This window comes from Bradyrhizobium sp. ma5 (assembly GCF_042258955.1).
In the GTDB taxonomy this organism is placed as follows: Bacteria; Pseudomonadota; Alphaproteobacteria; order Rhizobiales; family Xanthobacteraceae; genus Bradyrhizobium.
In genome coordinates this window covers 6,678,310-6,693,070 of sequence record NZ_CP170156.1, presented here as the reverse complement: position 1 = coordinate 6,693,070, position 14,761 = coordinate 6,678,310, and the positions used below count along the sequence as shown (strand labels likewise).

The following is a 14,761-nucleotide window of genomic DNA, read 5'->3' as shown; positions in this document are numbered from 1 at the left end:
GCGAACCACTGCGAGGCCCGCGAGATGTATCACGCATGCGGGTACCGCCTAGCCCACATCTTTCGAAAAGGTTAACGGCCGGGACGGCATTTAAAGGGGAATTCCGGACGCCGCCGCCGCGATCAACCAAATGAGCTGTGGATATGGTCCAGCACCGCGCGCGGCGAGGCGCACAGATGGCTGGCGCCGGCCCCGATCAGCTCCTCCGGCGTGCCGTAACCATAGGTGACGCCGATCGCGCGGATGCCGTTGCTGACAGCACCGACCACGTCGTGGCTGCGGTCGCCGATCATCACGGCCTTAGCCGGATCGGCCCCGGTCTGCGCCAGGGCGTAGGCCAACAGGTCGACCTTGTTGACCCGGGTTCCGTCGAGCTCGGAGCCGAACACGTGGTCGAAGTACGCGCTGAGGCCGAAATGGGCGACGATCCGCGTCGCGAACACGTGCGGCTTCGAGGTCGCAACAAAGATGCGCCCCGGCGCCTGCCGCAGCTCCGCCAGCACATCAGCGATATCGGGATAGACGCTGTTCTCGAACAGCCCGACATCGCCGAACCGCTCACGGTAGAACTCGACGGCGCGGTCGGCGAGCTCCTCGCCGCCGAGCAGCATGGCAAAGCTCGCCCGCAGCGGCGGGCCGATGCACCAGGTCAGTTCATCCTGCGACGGAACCGGCCGGCCGAGCTTTGCCAGCGCATACTGGATCGAGCCGGTGATGCCGGGCTTCGGATCGGTCAGGGTGCCGTCGAGGTCGAAAAAGATCGCGCGGTCAGTTGGCATAGCGGGCCGTCAGGTCGCGCGAGATCTTCGAGCCTTCCTCGATGTAGCGGCGGATCGCCACCGAGGCTGCGGGGGTGCAGGTTCGGTAGGTCTGCTGGAAGCCGTTGTAGCCGCGGTTGAAGCCCGCGATCATGCGGGCGCGGCGGTCGCCGGAGGGAGTTTCGGCGTCGATCAGCGCCTGCATCTCGTTGCGCCATTTGGCACCCTCGTTAGAGCCGCAGATGCCGCGCAGATAGTGCAGGGCGCCGAGGATCTCGGCCAGCCGCTGCAGGTCGCCGTCGAACGGCGCAGCCGCGTCCTGCGCCCGGGCGGGCGTCGCGAGGCATGCCGACATCAGGATCACAACGGCGAGAAAGGCTCTGATCATCAGGGGTTCCGGAATCGCCGTGGTATGCCCCCTCAATGCGCCCGGCGCAAGGCGGCAAGGCTCCAATACCGCCCCCAAACGGGCCTCAGACCAGCCGCCGGGCGGCCGCAATGACCTCGTGCAGCCCGCCGGTGACCTTGAGGTCGCCGATCTCCTCCGGCGCCAGCCATTTGAAATCGTCGTGCTCGTCGTTCAGCACCGGCTCGCGGGAGGCCCAGCGTGCCGCAAACGTCATGATCAGATAATGCCCGGTGCCGGGCCCGGTCGGCAGCACCTCGCGCCAGCCGGCCAAGCCCAGGATATCGACCCTGAGGCCAGTCTCCTCGTCGATCTCCCGGTGCAGGGCCGTGTGCAGCGTTTCGCCGAATTCGACCCGGCCGCCGGGCAGCGAATAGAAGCCCTTGCCCGGCGAGCGGGCACGGCGGACCAGCAGCACCTTGCCGTCGCGGAAAATCACGCCGGAGACGGCGAGCTGCGGGCGGATCGGAGGTTCGGGAGAGCTCAAGACGACAACCAGTTTTGACGACCATCATGCCCGATAATTCAGGCGCCCGCCATGATGCTGTCGACGTCGGCCTCAGCGGCGCCGTTGATGACACCAGCGGTCTGCATCACCAGCGGCTTGACCCAGACGATGGCCTGCTCGGCGAGCGCGACCCGGCTCTTGTCCTGATGCAACTGCCGCATCGCGGCGCCGACCTCGGTCAGGATACTGGTCATGCTGGCGGTGAGCTGGTCGAATTCGGCCCGGATTCGAGCGTCCGCGGTCTCATAGGCCTCGATCGCGAGGTCGCGCGCCTTGAAGTTGGACGCGGTGAAATGCTCGGCATAGGACAGTGGCTGCCATTCCAGGAAATCGCTGGCGCATTCCGGCAGGTCCGGCACCATCTCCAGCAGCATGATGGCTTCGTTGAAGTGATTGAGGTAGTCGGTCGCAAGCCCGGTGCGGGGATTGATGTTGGCGGCGCGCAACTGCGCCGCCCGCGCCTCGTCGGGGTACGTCGGTCGCGGGCGAGAGCCCGCTATGGCGGCCGTTGAGGTCATTGGTCGCAGTCTTTAACGGTCCAAGTTAAGGCGGAATAAACGGATACCACCCTGGACAGGATATGTGCGGACGCTTTGTCATTACCTCGCCGCCGGCGGCCTTGCGAGAGATGTTCGGCTACATCGAGCAGCCGAATTTTCCGCCGCGGTATAATGTTGCGCCGACCCAGCCGATCCCGGTCGTGCTGCTGCAGAATGGCGGCCGGCATTTTCAACTGATGCGCTGGGGCCTGATCCCGTCCTGGGTCAAGGATCCCCGCACGTTCTCGCTGCTGATCAACGCCCGCTCCGAGACGGTGCGGGAGAAGCCGGCCTTCAAGAACGCGATCAAGCGGCGTCGCGCGCTGATCCCGGCCGACGGCTATTACGAATGGCAGGATGCCGGCGGCCGCAAGCGGCCGTTCTTCATTCATCGCCGCGACGGCCATCCACTCGCTTTCGCCGCGCTCGCCGAGACCTGGATGGGACCGAACGGCGAGGAGCAGGACACGGTCGCGATCGTCACGGCGCCCGCGAGCCCCGACCTCGCGCAACTGCATCACCGCGTGCCCGTCACGATCCGGCCCGAGCAATTCGCCCGCTGGCTCGACTGCCTGCCCAACGATGTCGACGACGTGATGCCGATGCTGAAGGGCCCCGACGTCGGCGAGTTCGCCTGGCACCAGGTGACGATGCGCGTCAATGCCGTCGCCAACGATGACGCGCAATTGCTGCTGCCGATGACCGCGGAAGAGATCGCGGCGGAAGACGCGCCGGCGGCGAAGAAGGCAGCAGCGCGCAAGGCGCCGGTGCGTGAGGACGACGGGCAGGGGTCGTTGTTTTAGGGGCTGGCTGAAGAAGCGCGGTGCGTGGTGCGGATAGCGGCCCGCGTCTCTCCACGTCGTCGTTCCGGCGAAAGCCGGCACCCATAACCACCGAATTTGCTTGTGAACGGGAACGCGGCCCCAGCGTCGCGCAACAATCGAGATGCGGGATAATGGGTCTTGGCTTTCGCCAGGACGACGGCGGGTGTGTTGCACGGTCTGGATTCAATCAGCTTGTTTTGTAGCAGGCGTGGGCTCTCTCCATTCGTCCTCTATTCGTCATTCCCCGGTGCGCAATTGCGCACCTGAGGGCTCGCGAAGCGAGAGCCCGGAATCCATTTCACCGCGAAACTTGCGGCTTGATGGATTCCGGGCTCGTGCTGCGCACGCCCCGGAATGACGGAGGGAGTTGTCACCCCTTCACGGACGCCACGCCCTCGATCTCGATCAGCATCTTCGGATTGGGCAGCGCCACCACGACGCAGGTGGTGCGCGCGGGATAGGGCGCGGGGCCGAACGCGCCGGCATAGAGGACGTTCATCGTCGCGACGTCGCTGGCGCGGGTCAGCAGCACGTTGACCTTGACGAGATCGCGCATCGTTGCGCCGGCCTCGGTCAGCACGCGCCGGAAATTGGTGACGACGTTGGCGAACTGCGCCTCGAAGCCATCGGGCAGCTCGCGGTTGGCGTCGAAGCCGGGAATGCCCGAGATGAACAGGAGATCGCCGACGCGGGCGCCGAACGAGAGCGGCGGCGCCGTGACGCCGGGCGGAGGAGGGAAGTGCTTGATCTCAGTCATGGGGTCACCCGTCTGCGCGAGATGGAAGTGGAGGATTGTCGAGGCGCGGCGCCATTGTGCGCCGGCGCCAGAGATTCTTGCCGAACAGATTCTGGCCGATCATGCCTGCCAGCATCGCGACGACGAACACCACGATCGGCAGCGAGAGCCCGGCGAGATTGACCAGTGCAGGCCCCGGGCAGATGCCGGCGAGGCCCCAGCCGATGCCGAACAGGATTGCGCCGCCGACCAGCGGCGCATCGATGTCGTTGCGGTCGGGCCAGAGGAAGCGCGCCGAGAACGCAGGCGTGGTGCGCCGCCGCGCGATCGCGAAGCCAGACGCTGCGACCGCAACGGCTCCCGCCATCACGAAAGCGAGCGTCGCATCCCACGCGCCGAACAGATCGAGGAAGCCGAGCACCTTCTGCGGGTCGGTCATGCCCGAGATCAGAAGGCCCGCGCCGAAGATCAGGCCGCAGAGGAAGCTTGCAAGAACCGGCATGGCTAGCCTCCGATTCCGTGCCTGACGACCGCAACTGTGACCATCGCCGCCGTCATGAAGATGAACGTGGCCACGATCGAGCGGCCGGACAGCCGCGCGAAGCCGCAGACGCCGTGGCCCGAGGTGCAGCCATTGCCCATTTTTGTGCCGAAGCCGACCAAAAGGCCCGCGATCGCGATCACCACGAGGCTCGCATTCATCGCCGGACGCGGCAGCGGCGCGCCGAACAATGCCGCGATCAGAGGCGCTGCGATCAGCCCCGCGATGAACGCGATGCGCCAGGATCGATCGGCGCTGCGGTCGGCGGTATCGGGCTGGAGCAGGCCGCCGACGATGCCGGTGACCCCTGCGATCCGCCCGGTCAGCAGCATCAGCAGCGCCGCGGCGAGGCCGATCAGCGCGCCGCCGAGAAGGCCGGAAACTGGGGTGAAATCGTGCATCGGTGCAGGTCCCTGTTGCGCAAACTCCTCAGCGATGGCGCAAAGCGGTGGGCGCGCATGCGCCAATGGTCGCTTGGCTGCGTGGGCGATGATAGACTCCGCAATAACAGGAACAAGCGCAATCCCGCGTGTTTTGCCGGCATTCAACGTGCCGCCGCTCGGCCGGATTGCCGCGATTCGCTTCACTTCGTCCGGAGAACTCCCCATGAGATTGTCATCCGTCGCCCGCGCCGTGCTGTTCGCGCTGGCGCTGCTCACCGGCTCGTCCGCCGCACTGGCCGACGAGGGCGCGGTGACGCTCGTCATCTTCAAGGGCGGCTGGATCTTCGGCGGCTCCGCCGGCAAGGGCGTCCTGACCTTCCACGGCCAGACCTACGGGCTCACCGCCGGCGGGCTCGACTATGGCCTCGTGTTCGGCGGCTCGCAGACCACGTTGCAGGGGCGGGTGCGCAACATCCGCCGCGCCCAGGATATCGCCGGCGTCTACGCCGCGGCGGGCATGGGCGTTGCGGTCGGCGCCGGCGTGCGCGGCATCCTGTTGACCAACCAGAACGGCGCGGTGCTCGAACTGAGCGGCAAGCAGATCGGGCTGATGGCCAATGTCGATCTCAGCGGGCTTGCGATCACGTTGAAGGAGTAACGGGCGCGGTGCGTAGGGTGGGTTAGCCGAAGGCGTAACCCACCGACTTATATCCGCGATTGAAGATGGCGGGTTACGCTGCGCTAACTGTGGAATCTCAGGAGGTCGTCCATCGGAAGGCCGAGGCGGCTGATGGGTGGTTTGGCTTGCAGACTACCGTGCGGACGATGCCAGTTGTAGTGATGAAGCCAGATTGGCAGGTCTTTGGCGCGCTGGTCTGAGGTGTCGTAGGCGCGAGCGTAGGCCCACTCGCGCAGCACTGTTTGGATGAAGCGTTCGGCCTTGCCGTTTGTTTGCGGCCTGTAGGGCCTGGTGAAGATGTGCTTGAGGCCGAGCTTGCTGCACGCTCTGGCGAAGGCCTTGGCGCGGTAGCAGGAGCCGTTGTCGGTCATGATGCCGGTGACCTTCATGCCGAGGCTGCGATAGTAGGTGACGGCCTCCTTGAGGAAAGCGACGGCGCTCTCCTTTTTCTGATCCTGCCGGATCTGGGAGAAGGCCAGGCGCGATGTATCGTCGATGGCCACGTGGACGAACTCGTGGCCGGCGCCACGGCTTTCTCCCATCTGGCGGTCATGCGTGATGCGGTGGCCTGGTCTGACGAACCTGCCGAGCTTCTTGATGTCGATATGGATGAGCTCGCCGGGCTGTTCGCGCTCATAGCGCCGTACCGACTCGGCCGGCTCCAGATCGCGTATCCGGCTTAATCCCAAGCGGCGAAGGATGCGGCTGACAGTGGCCGGCGACACCCTGACCTCGGCTGCGATCTGCTTGCCGGTGTGGCGCTGCCGGCGCAACGTCTCGACGGCGGCACGCGTGGCTGGCAGGGTTTGGCTTGGCGATGAAAGAGGTCTCGAGGAGCGATCACGCAACCCTTCGACACCTTCTGCGCGGAACCGCTTGACCCATTTGGCAACGGTCTTCGGTGTGGTGTTGAACTGGTGGGCCGCGTCGGCCTGGCTCAGCCCGCCCTCGACGACGCTACGCACCATCGCCTCTCGACCTTTGGGCGTCAAAGGCGCATTCTTGTGGACGTTCATCTGGTCTTTCCTTGGAACACTGAAGCTTCGCAACCTCAGCTTCCTCGGTTCAGACCAGATGGACAACCTCCTGAAACAGCAAAGCTAACCCGCCCTACGATTCTGCAATCCACTGCGCCAGCTCACGCCACGGCTGCAAGCTCCAGTGCCCGGATGCCGCACCCGATGGCGACGGCAATACGAACACATCAGGAAAGCCGCTTGTTGCCGGCTGCCGCCCGAGCGAAAGCGCGCTGGTCGGCTTGTCGTAAAACAGGCTCGCCGCCTTCTTGCTGGTAAAGGCGATGGTCTTCGGCCGAACCATCTCGATCTTCGTCCTGAAGCCCATGACATCGAACGAGCCGCGCGCGATCTCATGATCCATCCCGGCGCCGGTCTTTGAGAGATCGGTGAAGCCGATGCCGAGTTCGAGCAGCGCTGCGAACTCGTCCGGCCGATAAAGCCGCGGCGTGATGCCGGCCTCATATAGCGCGCGCCAGAAGCGGTTGCCGGGATGCGCGTAGTAATGCCCGACGGCGGCGGAGCGCGTGCTGGCCGCCGTGCCGACGAACACCAGCCGCAGATTGGCGCGGAGCTGGTCGGGGAGGCGGTGAGTGTCGTTGTCGGGCATTGAGAGATCGTGGAAGGTGCCGCCGGTGTGACGGACCCGACCGCTACCATTTCCGCCGCTCCCGTCATATACCTCGGCGATGACCCGCGAAGAATTGGTCGCCGCCTACACGGCGCCCGGCCGCCACTATCACAACCTTGCGCATATCGACGACTGCCTCGCGGCGCTGGCGCGCGTCGACGATCTTTCCGCGGCTGAGCGCGAGATGTTGTCGGAAGCGATCTGGTGGCACGATGTCGTCTACGATCCGACCCGGCCGGACAATGAGGAGCGCAGCGCGCAACTCGCCGAACGACACGTCCGCGCCGGGATCGGCGACGAGGTCGGCCGCCTGATCCGTTTGACCAAGACGCACGACGTGCAGGCCAGCGATCGCCTCGGCGCGATCCTGATCTCGATCGACCTCAGCATTCTCGGCGCCGAGCCCGCGCGCTACGATGCCTATGCCGCGGCGATCCGGCAGGAGTTCATCCATGTCGGCGATGCCGATTATCGCGCCGGCCGCGCTAAGGTGCTGCGCCACTTTGCTGCACGCCAGGTGATCTTCCCCGATGCCGGTTTCGCCGCGAGCTATGACCGCCGCGCCCGCGACAACCTCGCGCGCGAGATCGCGGCGCTGGAGTGAGGGGCTCCAACCGCATATGGCCTGCCTCCGCAGGGGCGCATTGCCAAAATATCGAAAACAACCCCATGCACAGTAGCCGGCGGCGTGCCGGCATTCGACGCGGCCACTTGACATGTCGGGCAAATCAGTGACATTATTCTATTATTCCGAAATGACGCAGGCGCGCCTCACCCTCCGCGACGGGACGTGCCTTGCCGCAAGCGGGGCGAGGTCGCGACTCGATTGCCCTGATCTCGTCAGGTGCTAACGCACCGGCTCCTTGATCTCGTCTTCGGCCGTCACCGCCTGCGCCGGCCCCGTCGCGCGCACCATCAAGAACCGTCCCGAGAACGCCGTGCCGCGGATGCTCCAGCGGCCGTCGATCTCGGTCGCGTCGGCATTGACGGCGCCTTCATAGTGGACGGTGTCATAGCCGTAGCCCGGCGGCTCGTAGCGTTTGACGAACGATACCGCGCTGCCGGAGCGATGACCCGCGAGCGAGGCATTGTGGGTGCTGATCGGGCAGCCGGGCGCGACGCAGGGTTCGGTCACGCTGCCGCCGAGCGCGCCGCCGGCGTCGATCAGCGTCGCCAGGAACGTGACCATGCTGCCTGGCTGAACGTAGCTGCCGTCCCAGACGCCGGTGAGATTGTCGGTCATGCTGCTCGTCCGGATTGCGCGCGTCGAATTGCAGAGATCGATGTGGTGCAGGCAGCGCCTCAACGCAAGTCGCGCGAGTGCCACCAGTAGGCGTCGTTCTCCTACTCATCGTCATGCCCGGGCTTGTCCCGGGCATCCACGTCTTCGCTTACGGCCACTGGAAAGACGTGGATGGCCGGGACAAGCCCGGCCATGACGAATGCGATCGTTCCACGTCGCGCCCGGTTGCCTGATCAGGCAAAAGGGTCTGTAATCCGGCCCAATAGATCAAGAAGAATTTCGGGAGCAGGACATGACGGGAGAGCCGAAGACCCATTACGAGGTGATCGTGGTCGGCGCCGGCGTCGCCGGCATCTACCAGATCAAGCGGCTCGCCGATCTCGGCATCGACGCCACCGTGCTCGAAGCCGCGCCCGATCTCGGCGGCACCTGGTACTGGAACCGCTATCCGGGCTGTCGTTTCGACTCGGAGAGCTACACCTACGGCTTCTCGTTCTCGCGCGAGCTGCTCGACGAGTGGCACTGGAAGGAGCGCTTCTCCGCCCAGCCCGAGAATCTGCGCTACCTCAACTACGTCGCCGACAAATTCGACCTGCGCAAATACATGCAGTTCAACTGCAAGGTCGAGGCGATGCAGTTCGACGAAACGCGCGATCTCTGGCAGCTCAAGCTCAGCGACGGCCGCACGCTGACCTGCCGCTTCGTCGTGCTCGGGATCGGCTTGCTCTCAGCGCCGACCATGCCGCGCGTGCCGGGCACCTCCGACTTCAAGGGCCGCTCGTTCCACACCTATTACTGGCCGCACGAGCCGGTCGATCTCGCGGGCAAGAAAGTCGCGGTGATCGGCACCGGCGCGACCGGCATTCAAGTGATCGGCGAGATCTCCGACAAGGTAGGCCAACTCACCGTGTTCCAGCGCCGGCCGAACTGGAGCGCGCCGCTCAACAACAGCGCGATCTCGGAAGCCGAAATGGCCGACATCCGCGCCCGCTACGACGAGATCTTCGCCGCCTGCGCACTGACGCCCGGCAGTTTCGTCCATGGCCCCGACAAGCGCGGCTTCTACGAGGTGAGCCGCGGGGAGCGGCTTAAGCTGTGGGACAAGCTCTACGATGAGCCCGGCTTCGGCATCTGGCTCGCGAATTTTCGCGAGATCTTCATGGACGAAGCCGCCAATGCGGAGCTGTCCGAATATATCGCCTGTCGCATCCGCGGCCGCGTGAAGGATCAGAAGGTAGCCGAAAAGCTGATCCCGCGCGATCACGGCTTTGGCGTGCAGCGCCTGCCGCTGGAGACCCGGTATTTCGAGGCCTACAACCGCGACAATGTGCATCTCGTCGACCTCAGCGAGACGCCGCTGGTGCGCGTCACCGAGACTGGCCTGCGCACCACGGCGCGCGACTACGATTTCGACATCATCGTCTACGCCACCGGCTTCGATGCCATCACGGGCGCCTACGATCTGATCGACATCACCGGCATCGGCGGCGCGAAGCTATCGGACAAATGGAAGCAGGCGCCGTCGACCTTCCTCGGCATGCTCGTGCACGGCTTCCCGAATTTGCTGATGCCGACCGGTCCGCAAAGCGCGTCAGCTTCGACCAACTTTCCGCGCGGCATCGAGAACGGCGTCAACTGGTGCACCAACCTGCTGCAATACATGTGGGACCGCGCCCTGACCCGCGCCGATGCCACCTTGGAGGCACAGCAGCGCTGGACCGCGCATGTCGCCAAAATGTACGAGATCATGCTGATGCGCAAAGCCAAGTCGTGGTTCACCGGCTACAACTCCAACGTCGCCGGCCACGAGGAGGGCACCGTCCGCTACTTCGTCTACAACGGCGGTACGCCGAAGTTCTTGGGGATCATCAACGGTGTGGCGGCGGAGGGGTATCGGGAGATTGAGTTTAGAAGCGGGGCGGCGACCGCAACATCGCATCGTAGGGTGGGTTAGCCGAAGCGCATGCTCGACCAGACGGTGGATTACGCTTCGCTAACCCACCGACGAGCTATCATGCTCAAGCAAGGAGCTAAAGCGCGATGACGATTCAACCATTTCATCGCGCTTTAGCGCAGCGTAGCCAACCAATCGTCCAGCATCCTGCGTGCCGTCACAAGCAGTGCCGGAAGCGATCGCCGTCCACCAGTCGTGCAGCCGGGGTCGTTCTGCTCTTCTTTTTCCTTGAGGATGCCGGCGGCAACAAGCGCGGCACGGTCATCAGGGCAAAACTCGGACGATTTTCGATCTAACTCCTCGAGGCTAAGGGAAGTTGTGAGAATGCACGCACCCTTGCTGCGATAGCCTGTGGTCTGCACGATTGATTTGAGAATTAGCTTGTAAGCACGAGTAGCCGTGATCTCGTGGTCCCAGGGAGATGGCAGCCACCAATTGCCGGCGACGATCCGCGCAGTGGAGACGACGCCGACGTGGTAGGACGTCGTTGCATCGCCAAAGCTCGTAGAAAACGCATAGCGCCAGTTCCAGGCCTCGACCTTCAGATCGAACGGAACAAGAAGATACTTGAACGAGCGCGCGTTTCCTTCGCCCGCCGTTCGCTCGATGAACCGATCTGCCACCTTCGCGACCTCGAATTGCGTGGGCGTTGCGCGCAATTCGGGTCCGAGCGGAAAGTCTAGAGCTTGCACGGAGACTGGTGCGACGAGCACACGCTGAAGCGCGCAAACCAGCGGATGAACAAAGTCTGTTCGTTTCAAGTCCGACTGGATGTAAAGCACGACCTCCGCGGGCGCGGCTACGCGCGGCTGTTCCTGCGCCAACGCGACTGACGTTCCGGCGAGAAGAAAAAGTATCAGAGAGTGCGATCCGTACTTCAAAGGCCGCCAGCCTTCACAATGGCTTGTTTTGGCACTTTATATCCATACCAAGTGGCTCGCGACCGGTAGGGGCAGAGACTCGTAGGCTAAGTTAGTAAAGTGTAACCGGCATACCGACGGCGGCGAACGACGGATCTGGCTTTGCCGCAAACAAAAAAAGACCGGGCGCTCTGGCCCGGTCTCTTGTTCGGTGAGCGCACTGTAGTCTCACAACACTCTGTTGCTCTCCTTCACCTTCTCCGCGTCGAGATACAGGTTCTCGCCCATCTCCTTGAACTTGGCGCTCATCGTCGCCATGCCGTCCTCGATGGTGCCTGAGATCGACGCGCCGACGCCGGTCGGATCGTTCAGTGTCGCGGCGTAGTCGCGAACGTCCTGGGTGATCTTCATCGAGCAGAACTTCGGGCCGCACATCGAGCAGAAATGCGCGACCTTGTGGGCTTCCTTCGGCAGGGTCTCGTCGTGGAAGTTCTTCGCGGTCTCGGGATCGAGACCGAGGTTGAACTGGTCCTGCCAGCGGAAGTCGAACCGGGCGCGGCTGAGCGCATCGTCGCGGAGCTGCGCGGCGGGGTGGCCCTTGGCGAGATCGGAGGCGTGGGCCGCGATCTTGTAGGTGATGACGCCGACCTTGACGTCGTTACGATCAGGCAGGCCGAGATGCTCCTTCGGCGTGACGTAGCAGAGCATCGCGCAGCCGAACCAGCCGATCATCGCGGCGCCAATGCCCGAGGTGATGTGGTCATAGCCCGGTGCGATGTCGGTGGTCAGCGGTCCGAGGGTGTAGAACGGCGCCTCGCCGCATTCCTTGAGCTGCTTGTCCATGTTGATCTTGATCTTGTGCATCGGCACGTGGCCGGGGCCCTCGATCATGACCTGGCAGCCCTTGTCCCACGCGATTTTTGTCAGCTCGCCGAGTGTCTCCAGTTCGGCAAACTGCGCGCGATCGTTCGCGTCGGCGATCGAGCCGGGGCGCAGGCCATCGCCGAGCGAGAACGAGACGTCATACTTGCGCATGAGGTCGCAGATCTCGTCGAAATGTGTGTAGAGGAAGCTCTCCTTGTGATGCGCGAGGCACCACTTCGCCATGATCGAGCCGCCGCGCGACACGATGCCGGTGACGCGGTTCGCGGTGAGGTGGATATAGGAGAGGCGTACGCCGGCGTGGATCGTGAAATAGTCGACGCCCTGTTCGCACTGCTCGATCAGGGTGTCCTTGTAGAGCTCCCAGGTCAGCTTGACGGGATCGCCTTCGCACTTCTCCAGCGCCTGATAAATGGGAACGGTGCCGATCGGCACCGGCGAGTTGCGCAAAATCCATTCGCGGGTGGTGTGGATGTTGCGCCCCGTCGAGAGGTCCATCACGGTGTCGGCGCCCCAGCGGATCGCCCACACCATCTTGTCGACCTCTTCCTCGACCGACGAGGTCACCGCCGAGTTGCCGATATTGGCGTTGATCTTGGTCAGGAAGTTGCGGCCGATGATCATCGGCTCGAGCTCGGCATGGTTGATGTTGGAGGGGATGATGGCGCGGCCGCGCGCGATCTCGCTGCGGACGAATTCCGGCGTGATGAAGGCGGGGACCTCCGCGCCAAAGCTCTCGCCGTCGGCAAGCGCTGCCTCAGCGCGTTCGAGCTGCTGCTTGCGGCCGAGATTCTCGCGTTCGGCGACGTAGATCATCTCCTTGGTGATGATGCCGGCGCGGGCGAATTCGAGCTGGGTGATCTTGTGGCCGTCGAGGCCGCGCAGCGGCTTGTGGTGCGCGGTGAACGCCTTGGCGGCGTGCGATGCGCCGACATTGCCGTTGTCCTCCGGCTTGATGTCGCGGCCGACATACTCCTCGACGCCGCCGCGCTCCTTGACCCAGGCGAGGCGATTGCGCGACAGGCCGCTGTTGACGTCGATCGTTACGGCCGGATCGGTGTAGGGGCCCGAGGTGTCATAGACCGGCAGGTTCGGCTCGCCGGCGCCCTCGGACAGGATGATCTCGCGCAAGGGAACGCGGATGTCGGGCGCGGCCTCCGGGGTCGCAAAGATCTTGCGCGAGGAGGGCAACGAGCCGGTGGTGACGGCGGGGAGCGTGGTGTCGGGGTTGGAGCGGATGTTCATGGGATCCTCCGGTTTAATTCGTGTCAGTTGAATTCGTCATTGCGAGCGCAGCGAAGCAATCCATGGTCCCGCAAGCGGAGGAATGGATTGCTTCGTCGCTTGCGCTCCTCGCAATGACGGTGGTGAGATTGGTGGCCATCACGCGGCCTCCGCACGGATGCCGAGCCATTGCCGCACCCGCGCGTCGGGGTCGGCGTTCTGGGTGACGTCACTGACCACGGCGATCGAATCGGCGCCGGCGGCGAAGATCTCGGCGGCGTGCTCGAACTTGATGCCGCCGATCGCGACCAGCGGAATCGCGCCGATCCGCTTCTTCCACTCGGTGATCTTCGGAATGCCTTGCGGCGCGAACCGCATCGACTTCAAAGTGGTGAAGAAGATAGGGCCGAGCGCGACATAGTCGGGTTTCGCCGCGAGCGCGGCGTCGAGTTCGGCATCGTCGTGCGTGGAGACGCCGAGCGTGAGTTTTGCTTTGCGGATCTCGGCGAGGTCGGCGTCAGCGAGGTCTTCCTGGCCGAGATGCAGATGCTCGGCGCCGGCGACAACAGCCGCGCGCCAATAATCGTTGACCACGAGTTTCGTGCCCGTGCCCTTGGTCACGGCCAGCGCGTCGGTGACGATCTGCAGCGCCTCGGCATCGTCGAGCTCTTTGGCGCGGAGCTGGATGGTGCCGACGCCGAGCTTGGTCAGTCGCTCGACCCACTTGACGCTGTCGACGACGGGATAGAACGGATCAGGATACGGCATGCCAGAACGGGGTCCCAACGACAGGGGTGGAAGGGGAAGCGAAGTCGCGGGCTTCCATCAGCCCGGCTTCATAGGCGGTACGGCCGGCCTCGACGCCGAGCCGGAAGGCGTTGGCCATCGCAACCGGATCGGCGGCTTTCGCCACCGCGGTGTTGAGCAGCACGGCGTCGTAGCCGAGCTCGAGCGCTTCGGCGGCATGCGACGGCGCGCCCAAGCCCGCATCGACCACCAGCGTGATGTCGGGCAGGCGGTCGCGCAAAAGCTTCAGCGCATCGCGGTTGGTGATGCCTTTCGCACTTCCTATTGGCGCGGCCCACGGCATCACCACCTTGCAGCCGGCCTCGACCAGCCGCGAGGCGACCGAGAAATCCTCGGTGCAATAGGGGAACACTTCAAAGCCGTCCTTGATCAGGATGGTGGCGGCCTCGACCAGGCCGACCACGTCGGGCTGCAGCGTGTCGTTGTCGGCGATCACCTCGAGCTTGATCCAGGGCGTGCCGAACAATTCGCGCGCGAGCTTTGCGGTGGTGACCGCCTCGCGCACGCTGCGGCAGCCTGCGGTGTTGGGCAGCACGGTGACGCCGAGCTCGCGGATCAGCGCCCAGAACGCGTCGCCGGTCTTGCCGCCGGCGGCTTCTCGGCGCAGCGACACCGTGACGATGCTGGCGCCCGAGGCGCGGATCGCGCCCTGCATGATCGCAGGCGAGGCATACAGCGCCGTGCCGATCAAGAGGCGCGAGGGGAAGGATTTGCCGTAGAAGGTGACCATGTGTCTCCTCACACTATGCCGTCGTCCCGGCGAAGGCCGG

Annotated in this window: 18 protein-coding genes; 4 read left to right on the top strand and 14 right to left on the bottom strand. The window is 64.5% G+C overall.

Annotated features, from left to right (window positions below; translation table 11 throughout):
- Nucleotides 1–122: 122 nt before the first annotated feature.
- The 4 genes from ACE103_RS31590 to ACE103_RS31575 all read right to left on the bottom strand — a co-directional run bounded on the left by ACE103_RS31590 (nucleotide 123) and on the right by ACE103_RS31575 (nucleotide 2,190).
- On the bottom strand, nucleotides 123–779 hold the full coding sequence (locus ACE103_RS31590) for an HAD family hydrolase (protein WP_375776232.1): 657 nt from the start codon (nucleotides 777–779) through the stop codon (nucleotides 123–125).
- Complete coding sequence (locus tag ACE103_RS31585) at nucleotides 769–1,146, bottom strand: TIGR02301 family protein (RefSeq protein ID WP_342727539.1); 378 nt, start codon at nucleotides 1,144–1,146, stop codon at nucleotides 769–771. The genes ACE103_RS31590 and ACE103_RS31585 overlap by 11 nt, the downstream gene beginning before the upstream one ends.
- Before the next feature lie 85 nt (nucleotides 1,147–1,231).
- The gene (locus ACE103_RS31580; protein WP_375776231.1) at nucleotides 1,232–1,651 is read right to left on the bottom strand and encodes an NUDIX hydrolase; all 420 of its coding nucleotides are present in this window, start codon (nucleotides 1,649–1,651) and stop codon (nucleotides 1,232–1,234) included.
- 38 nt (nucleotides 1,652–1,689) lie between these two features.
- On the bottom strand, nucleotides 1,690–2,190 hold the full coding sequence (locus ACE103_RS31575; RefSeq protein ID WP_223975328.1) for a hypothetical protein: 501 nt from the start codon (nucleotides 2,188–2,190) through the stop codon (nucleotides 1,690–1,692).
- Nucleotides 2,191–2,252: 62 nt separating this feature from the next.
- On the opposite strand from ACE103_RS31575, the gene ACE103_RS31570 reads away from it, so the two are divergent.
- Nucleotides 2,253–3,014 carry an SOS response-associated peptidase gene (locus ACE103_RS31570; RefSeq protein WP_375776230.1) on the top strand — a complete coding sequence of 254 codons (762 nt, stop codon included), beginning with the start codon at nucleotides 2,253–2,255 and terminating at the stop codon, nucleotides 3,012–3,014.
- Nucleotides 3,015–3,405: 391 nt separating this feature from the next.
- Here ACE103_RS31570 and ACE103_RS31565 read toward each other — a convergent pair whose 3' ends face one another.
- From ACE103_RS31565 to ACE103_RS31555, 3 genes are read right to left on the bottom strand one after another with little or no spacing between them, the layout of a single operon-like run.
- Nucleotides 3,406–3,792 carry a RidA family protein gene (locus ACE103_RS31565; RefSeq protein ID WP_229168840.1) on the bottom strand — a complete coding sequence of 129 codons (387 nt, stop codon included), beginning with the start codon at nucleotides 3,790–3,792 and terminating at the stop codon, nucleotides 3,406–3,408.
- A 4-nt stretch (nucleotides 3,793–3,796) separates the two neighbouring features.
- The gene (locus ACE103_RS31560) at nucleotides 3,797–4,273 is read right to left on the bottom strand and encodes a DUF6691 family protein (RefSeq protein ID WP_375776229.1); all 477 of its coding nucleotides are present in this window, start codon (nucleotides 4,271–4,273) and stop codon (nucleotides 3,797–3,799) included.
- 2 nt (nucleotides 4,274–4,275) lie between these two features.
- Complete coding sequence (locus ACE103_RS31555; protein WP_375776228.1) at nucleotides 4,276–4,713, bottom strand: YeeE/YedE family protein; 438 nt, start codon at nucleotides 4,711–4,713, stop codon at nucleotides 4,276–4,278.
- A 205-nt stretch (nucleotides 4,714–4,918) separates the two neighbouring features.
- On the opposite strand from ACE103_RS31555, the gene ACE103_RS31550 reads away from it, so the two are divergent.
- Nucleotides 4,919–5,353 (top strand): hypothetical protein, encoded by a 435-nt coding sequence (locus ACE103_RS31550; RefSeq protein ID WP_375776227.1) that lies wholly within the window; start codon nucleotides 4,919–4,921, stop codon nucleotides 5,351–5,353.
- A gap of 83 nt (nucleotides 5,354–5,436) precedes the next feature.
- On the opposite strand, the gene ACE103_RS31545 is transcribed toward ACE103_RS31550, so the two are convergent.
- Both ACE103_RS31545 and ACE103_RS31540 read right to left on the bottom strand, forming a co-directional pair.
- On the bottom strand, nucleotides 5,437–6,390 hold the full coding sequence (locus tag ACE103_RS31545) for an IS481 family transposase (RefSeq protein ID WP_375776226.1): 954 nt from the start codon (nucleotides 6,388–6,390) through the stop codon (nucleotides 5,437–5,439).
- Nucleotides 6,391–6,484: 94 nt separating this feature from the next.
- Nucleotides 6,485–7,000, bottom strand: coding sequence for a mismatch-specific DNA-glycosylase (locus ACE103_RS31540; RefSeq protein WP_375776225.1), 516 nt, complete (start codon nucleotides 6,998–7,000; stop codon nucleotides 6,485–6,487).
- 79 nt (nucleotides 7,001–7,079) lie between these two features.
- On the opposite strand from ACE103_RS31540, the gene ACE103_RS31535 reads away from it, so the two are divergent.
- Nucleotides 7,080–7,625, top strand: coding sequence for a phosphohydrolase (locus ACE103_RS31535; RefSeq protein ID WP_375776224.1), 546 nt, complete (start codon nucleotides 7,080–7,082; stop codon nucleotides 7,623–7,625).
- A 243-nt stretch (nucleotides 7,626–7,868) separates the two neighbouring features.
- Here ACE103_RS31535 and ACE103_RS31530 read toward each other — a convergent pair whose 3' ends face one another.
- The gene (locus tag ACE103_RS31530) at nucleotides 7,869–8,264 is read right to left on the bottom strand and encodes a hypothetical protein (RefSeq protein ID WP_375776223.1); all 396 of its coding nucleotides are present in this window, start codon (nucleotides 8,262–8,264) and stop codon (nucleotides 7,869–7,871) included.
- A 292-nt stretch (nucleotides 8,265–8,556) separates the two neighbouring features.
- On the opposite strand from ACE103_RS31530, the gene ACE103_RS31525 reads away from it, so the two are divergent.
- On the top strand, nucleotides 8,557–10,218 hold the full coding sequence (locus tag ACE103_RS31525) for a flavin-containing monooxygenase (RefSeq protein WP_375776222.1): 1,662 nt from the start codon (nucleotides 8,557–8,559) through the stop codon (nucleotides 10,216–10,218).
- Between the two features lie 113 nt (nucleotides 10,219–10,331).
- On the opposite strand, the gene ACE103_RS31520 is transcribed toward ACE103_RS31525, so the two are convergent.
- The 4 genes from ACE103_RS31520 to ACE103_RS31505 form a co-directional block, all read right to left on the bottom strand.
- Nucleotides 10,332–11,042 (bottom strand): hypothetical protein, encoded by a 711-nt coding sequence (locus ACE103_RS31520; protein WP_375776221.1) that lies wholly within the window; start codon nucleotides 11,040–11,042, stop codon nucleotides 10,332–10,334.
- 264 nt (nucleotides 11,043–11,306) lie between these two features.
- Nucleotides 11,307–13,205, bottom strand: a complete 1,899-nt coding sequence (gene thiC, locus ACE103_RS31515; RefSeq protein ID WP_375776220.1) for a phosphomethylpyrimidine synthase ThiC — start codon at nucleotides 13,203–13,205, stop codon at nucleotides 11,307–11,309.
- Nucleotides 13,206–13,343: 138 nt separating this feature from the next.
- A complete protein-coding gene (locus ACE103_RS31510; RefSeq protein ID WP_375776219.1) occupies nucleotides 13,344–13,952 on the bottom strand; it encodes a thiamine phosphate synthase in 609 nt (202 codons plus the stop codon).
- Nucleotides 13,939–14,721 carry a thiazole synthase gene (locus ACE103_RS31505; RefSeq protein ID WP_092116008.1) on the bottom strand — a complete coding sequence of 261 codons (783 nt, stop codon included), beginning with the start codon at nucleotides 14,719–14,721 and terminating at the stop codon, nucleotides 13,939–13,941. The genes ACE103_RS31510 and ACE103_RS31505 overlap by 14 nt, the downstream gene beginning before the upstream one ends.
- Between the last annotated feature and the right edge of the window lie 40 nt (nucleotides 14,722–14,761).